Below are 6376 nucleotides of genomic sequence, written 5' to 3' on the forward strand. Positions count from 1 at the left end.
ACCTATTGCTAATGCAGCCGCGGGTTTGCACCCTGGCCCTTGTCGTCGATCACCAGGCCGCGGTGGAAGCGGTCGAGGGTGAAGGGGGCGTTGAGATCGTGCGGCTGGTCCTTGGCGATGGTCCAGGCAAAGCACCAGCCCGAGGCCGGCGTCGCCTTGAAGCCGCCATAACACCAGCCGCAGTTGAGATACATGCCGGGCAGGGGACCGGTGGTGATGATCGGCGAGCCGTCCATCGACATGTCGCAGACGCCGCCCCAGGAGCGCAGCATGCGCACACGGGCAAGGCCCGGAAACAGCGCCAGCATTTCGCTCATCACCTCGTCGACGACAGGCAAATTGCCGCGCTGGGCGTAGCTGTTGTAGCCGTCGATGTCGCCGCCATAGATGAGGCCGCCCTTGTCCGACTGCGACATGTAGAAATGGCCCATGCCGAAGGTGACGACGGTGTCGATGAAGGGTTTCAGCGATTCCGTGACGAAGGCCTGCAGCACATGGCTCTCGATCGGCATCGTCTCGATGCCGGCCAGCTGCATGACGCGTCCGGTGCTGCCGGCGACCGCCATGGCCACCTTCCTGGCGCGGATGTCGCCGCGCGAAGTGGTGACGCCTGATATGCGGTCGCCATCGCGCAGAAAGCCGGTGACCTCGCAATTCTCGATGATGTCGACGCCGCGCCGGTCGGCGCCGCGCGCGTAGCCCCAGGCCACCGCATCGTGGCGGGCGGTGCCGGCGCGGCGCTGCATCAAGCCGCCGACCACCGGGAAGCGCGCGCTGTCGGAGACATCGAGCGCCGGGATCAGACGTTTGATCTCAGCCTTCGTCATCAGTTCGGCGTCGACGCCGAGATGGCGCATGGCGTTGCCGCGCCTTGCATAGTCGTCGAACTGGGCCGGCGTGTGCGCCAGGTTCAGGCAGCCGCGCTGCGAGAACATGACGTTGTAGTTGAGCTCATGCGAGAGGTTCTCCCACAGCTTCATCGAGTGTTCGTAGAAGCGGGTGTTGGCCGGCAGCAGGTAGTTCGAGCGCACCGCCGTGGTGTTGCGGCCGACATTGCCGGAACCGAGCCAGCCCTTTTCCACAACGGCGACATTGGTGATGCCGTGTTCCTTGGCAAGATAATAGGCGGTCGCCAGCCCATGACCGCCGCCACCGATGATTATGACGTCATAGGACGCTTTCGGGTCAGGCTTGCGCCATGCCGGCTTCCAATCCTTGTTTCCCTTGAGCGCGTTCGCGAGCAGCGAAAAGGCCGAGTACTCTGCCATTGATGTCATCCGGTTCGGGCGATGCGGCAGACTATAGAGCAGGCCGCACCCGCAAAGCCAATATTGCGCCATCGCCTTTCGACTGGCCGACGCTTGAAATGGATCGATGGGGGTGAGTGATCGGCTGGCGCCAATGATCGGATGGGCTCGCGATACGACGGCTTGCCCCAGGATAGGGCCGTCTTTATCAAGGACAGGCTTTTTCAGATTGCCTTTGCCGCCGATGAGTCGCCAACAAATCATGCTTTTCCGATTGCTTCGTCTCATTTTGCTCCTCGCGCTTGTCGTTTCGGCGCCGATGTCGTTGGACGCGGCTGCACAAGGGCTTGGCCAGGCGCCAGCCGGGCTGGTCGCCGACCAGCAGAAGATCCTGCAGGACCTGACGACCAAGACCGACAATCTGGAAAAGAAGATCCAACAGGACGCCGAGGAGGATAGCAGCCTTGTCGATATCCGCTTGCAGCTCGAGGAGTTGTCGCGGCAATCGCTGAACAGCGCACTGGCCTTCCGCACGCGTCTTGGCGAGATCAACAGCCGTCTTGAGCAGCTTGGCGCGGCACCTGCGGCGGGTCAGCCGCCGGAGCCCGACATCGTCAGCGGCGAACGCCAGGCGCTGGTGTCGGAAAAGGCCGAGATCAATGCGGTCATCTCGCAGGCCCAGGCCCTGTCGATCCGCATCAGCGGGCTGATCGATAAGATCGGCAATATGCGCAGCGAGTTGTTCCGCAACCTTTTGACCAAACGCTACGTGCTGTCGGATGCGCTGAGCCCGCAGGTTTTCTCCGACGCCCAGGACGAATACACCAATCTGTACAAGGCGGTGTCTTCCTGGCTGAGCTTCGCTTTCAAGTTCAAGTTCCAGGCCATCCTCGCAGCGACCTTCGTGGCGCTCGGGCTGGCGCTGGTGCTGCTGGTCGGCGGCAGGCGGCTGTTCGGGAGGGTGTTCGAAGCCGACCCGTCCAATCAAGATCCTTCCTACCTCAGTCGCCTGTCAGTGGCCTTCTGGTCGACCTTGCTGCCGACCTTGGCGGTCGCCGCATTTCTTGGCTCGACCATTTTCTTTTTCAATTATTACAATGTGTTGCGTGGTGATATTGGCCTGTTCCTCAATGCATTGGCGACCGCCATCGGCGTGGTGTTCTGCGTCAACCGGCTGACCAATGCGGCGCTGGAGCCGCGGCTGCCGAACTGGCGCCTGATCCCGGTCGAAAGCGGGCCGGCGCGCTGGCTGGTGCGCCTGGCCACCGCCATGGCCGTGGTCATCAGCGTCAACACCTTCCTGTCGGTGATCAACGACAAGATGGGTTCGCCACTGTCGCTGACCATCGCCCGCAGTTTTGTCGCCACCATCGTCGTCGGCATCATCCTGATCCTGATGGCGATGCTGCGGCCATTCAAGGCGCGTGATGGAAGTTGGCGGCCGTGGCCGGCATGGCTGCGCTATACGGCGCTTGCACTCGGTCTTTTCACCATCGTCGCGGCGCTGCTCGGTTACATCGGCCTCGCTCTGTTCGTTTCGCTGCAGGTCGTCGTTACCGGCACCGCGCTGATCACCGCCTATATCGGGTTCCTGTCGGCGCAGGCGATCGGCGAGGAGGGTGCTTTCGCCAATACGACCGTGGGGCGTTGGCTGTCAGCCAAATCCAGCTACGAGGATACGGCCCTCGACCAGCTCGGCCTTGTCGTCAGCGTTGCCATCAATGTGATGATCGTGCTGGTGTTCCTGCCGCTGATCCTGCTGATGTGGGGTTTCCAGCCGGGCGACATCCAGGCTTGGGCCTACAAGCTCGCAACCGGGATCAACATCGGGTCGGTGACCATTTCGGTGACCGGCATCCTCTCCGGCATCGTCGTCTTCATCATAGGCTATTTCCTGACGCGCTGGTTCCAGGGCTGGCTCGACGGTTCGGTGATGGCGCGTGGCAAGGTCGATACCGGCGTGCGCAACTCGATCAGGCTGGCGGTCGGCTATGCCGGCGTCGCGCTCGCGGCACTGGTCGGCATCTCGGCGGCGGGCATAGACCTGTCCAGCCTGGCACTGGTCGCCGGCGCTCTTTCCCTCGGTATCGGCTTTGGCCTGCAGAACGTGGTGTCCAATTTCGTTTCCGGCCTGATCCTGTTGGCCGAGCGGCCATTCAAGGTGGGCGACTGGATCGTTGCCGGCGATGTCAGCGGCACAGTCAAGAAGATCAGTGTGCGCGCCACCGAGATCGAGACCTTCCAGCGGCAATCGGTGATCCTGCCCAATTCAAACCTGATCAACAACGCCGTCGGCAACTGGACGCACCGCAACAAGCTCGGCCGCATCGACATCAAGGTCGGCGTTGCTTACGGCAGCGACGTCAAGCAGGTTCATGCCGTCCTGCTGGAGATCGCCCGCAGCCACCCGATGGTGCTGAAGAACCCCGAACCCTTCGTGCTGTTTTCCAATTTCGGCCCTGCCGCCCTGGAATTCGAGATCCGCGTGTTTCTGGCCGATGTGATGAACGGCAACATCGCGCAGAACGACATCCGTTTTGCCGTCCTCGAAAAATTCAGCAGCGAACACATCGAGATGCCCTCGACGCCGCGCGCCGTGGTCGAGGCCCATAAGCCCAAGGCGTGGCCGACAGACGACGACAAGATCGAGGCCGACTTCGCCGAACAGGAGCAGATAAAGGCCGAAGCCGAGGCGGAGAAGAAGCGGTTGGTCAAGTCCCGCAAAACCAAGAAGCCAGATCCGGACTAAGCTGGGACTCCGTCGACCTTGATCCTGCCGGAACCGATTGCGGCATGAATGCGGCATTCAGTTGCGGTTCAGCTTCCATCTCCTATAAGCTCCCATGCAAAGGCGAAATTGCCTTGCGAAATGCAACAGAGGCGGTGGGAACACCGATATTGCACCATGTGGAAGTCTCTCGTCGCTGCCGTCGCCCTGGTCGCCGCCATCGGCTCGGTCCATGCCGCAAGCGCGGTCAACAAGGACGCCGAGACCCGCACGCTGGTCGTGACCGAGGGCGGCAGCAAGACCGACCTCGCGCTGGCTGGTGGCGAAACGGTTGAGTTCTGCCCGAATGGCTGTTTCGTCACCTTGCCGAACGGCGACCTCGAAGCTCTGACCGGTTCGGAAACCATCGAAATCTCGGGCGGCGTCGCCCGAATCAAGTAATTCCGGTTGGCATATCTTGAGGGGCCGGGCATTTGCTCGGCCTTTTATCGTTTCCGGTAGCAGTTGCTTAACAATGACGCCGGAAATACCGTCACGGCAGCCGTCTGCAACCGGGCGTTTTAACGTTCGCTACGCCATCGCCCGCTATACCAGCCTCAAGACGCCGGAAAGCGGCGCGCAACTCTACGCGGGCAGGGCAGGACGGACATGGATGCGCGGTCGGACAGGAACGCAATACCGCTTGCGGTCGATCTCGACGGCACGCTGATCGCGACCGACCTGTTGTGGGAAGGGCTGTTCATCCTTCTCAAGAAGAACCCGCTCTATATCTTCCTGGTACCGTTCTGGATCGCCGGCGGGCCGGCGGGGCTGAAGCAGGCAATCGCGCAACGCATCGACATCGATCCGGCATCGCTGCCCTATCGCGAGGTGCTGCTTTGCCGCCTCCGGACCGAACACGCCGAGGGCCGCAAGATCGTGCTGGCGACCGGTACGCCGCGCAAGTTCGCCGACGCCATCGCGGCCCATCTCGGCATTTTCGACCAGGTGCTGGCCACCGATGGTCTCGCCAATCTCACCTCGGGCAGGAAGCGCGCCTCGCTGATCGCAGCCTATGGCGATGGCGGTTTCGACTACGCCGGCAACAGCCGTCACGATCTCCAGGTCTTCGATGCAGCGCGCAACGCGATCGTCGTCGCGCCCGACCGCCATGCCGCGCGCTGGCAGGCGGCACATGGCGCCGAGACGATGCCGGCGCCGAAGCCGACTTTGCGGACCATCGTCAAGATGCTGCGTGTCCATCAGTGGCTGAAGAATTCGCTGATCGCAGTGCCGATGGTGCTCTCGCATGAATATTTCAACACCGACATGATCTGGCAATGCCTGCTGGCATTCGTCTCGTTCAGTTCGGTGGCATCGGCCATCTATATCCTCAACGATTTCTTCGACCTCGCGCTCGATCGCAAACACCTCACCAAGCGCAACAGGCCGTTCGCCAGCGGTGCGCTGTCGATCCCGTTCGGACTTGGCGCAATCGCGGTGCTTCTGGCGATCGGCATCGGCACCGGGCTGTTCCTGTCGCCCGAATTCATGGCTGTGCTCGGCGGCTATATGGTCGTCACGACGGCCTATTCGCTGTCGTTCAAGCGCATGCTGCTGGTCGATGTGCTGACACTCGCCGGCCTCTACACGATCCGCGTCCTGGCCGGTGCGGCGGCGACCGGCGTCGACGTCTCGTTCTGGCTGCTGGCCTTCTCTATCTTCTTCTTCCTGTCGCTGGCGCTGGTGAAGCGCTTCGTCGAACTGCGCACCACCGCCATTCCGCCTGGCGAGCGCATTGCCGGCCGCGGCTATCGCACCGAAGACCAGGAGATCGTCGCCCAGGCCGGCATGGCCTCGGCCTTCTCCTCGGCGCTGGTGCTGGCGCTCTACATGGACAGTGTCGCGGTGCGCGAGCTTTATCCGCATCCGTGGCTGATCTGGCCGCTGGCACCGATCGTGCTTTATCTCACCATGCGCGTCTGGATCCTGGCGCGCCGCAACGAGATGCATGACGATCCGGTCGTCTTCATCATCCGCGACTGGCGCAGCCAGATCGTTGTGCTGATCGGTGCAGTGATGCTGGTCATCGGGGGCTGGTAGGCATGGCCACTGAGCGGTTCCCGAGCTTTGGCCTTGCTACGCCGCCGGCGCCGCGCGCCATCGGTGCCGACGAGGCTATCTCGCTGCTGAAGGGCGGCCAGGCCAAGCCAGCGTCACTGCTTGCCTATGGAAATGGCCGCTCCTACGGCGATTCCTGCCAGAACGCGGCCGGCGCGGTCGTCGACATGCGCTCGCTGAACCGGATTCGTGCCTTCAACGCCGAAACCGGTGTTCTCGAGGCGGATGCCGGCGTGCTGTTGTCCGACATCATCGCCCACGCTGCCCCACACGGCTTCTTCCCGGCGGTTGTGCCCGGCAC

Annotated in this window: 5 protein-coding genes; 4 read left to right on the forward strand and 1 reads right to left on the reverse strand. The window is 62.6% G+C overall.

Going from position 1 to position 6376, the window contains the following annotated elements; translation table 11 throughout:
* Positions 1-8: 8 nt before the first annotated feature.
* Entirely contained in the window at positions 9-1268 is a 1260-nt protein-coding gene (locus EOD15_RS04115) for a sarcosine oxidase subunit beta (RefSeq protein ID WP_127320674.1), read from the reverse strand.
* 241 nt (positions 1269-1509) lie between these two features.
* Here EOD15_RS04115 and EOD15_RS04120 point away from each other — a divergent pair, with 241 nt between their 5' ends.
* From EOD15_RS04120 to EOD15_RS04135, 4 genes are all read left to right on the forward strand, one after another.
* A complete protein-coding gene (locus EOD15_RS04120; RefSeq protein WP_127320675.1) occupies positions 1510-3996 on the forward strand; it encodes a mechanosensitive ion channel family protein in 2487 nt (828 codons plus the stop codon).
* A gap of 156 nt (positions 3997-4152) precedes the next feature.
* Positions 4153-4416, forward strand: coding sequence for a hypothetical protein (locus EOD15_RS04125; RefSeq protein ID WP_164748978.1), 264 nt, complete (start codon positions 4153-4155; stop codon positions 4414-4416).
* Between the two features lie 207 nt (positions 4417-4623).
* Positions 4624-6057 (forward strand): UbiA family prenyltransferase, encoded by a 1434-nt coding sequence (locus EOD15_RS04130; RefSeq protein WP_127320676.1) that lies wholly within the window; start codon positions 4624-4626, stop codon positions 6055-6057.
* A 2-nt stretch (positions 6058-6059) separates the two neighbouring features.
* The coding region (locus EOD15_RS04135; protein WP_127408316.1) for an FAD-binding protein at positions 6060-6376 on the forward strand (317 nt) is incomplete at its 3' end.

Source organism: Mesorhizobium sp. M7A.T.Ca.US.000.02.2.1 (genome assembly GCF_003996995.1).
GTDB lineage: Bacteria > Pseudomonadota > Alphaproteobacteria > Rhizobiales > Rhizobiaceae > Mesorhizobium.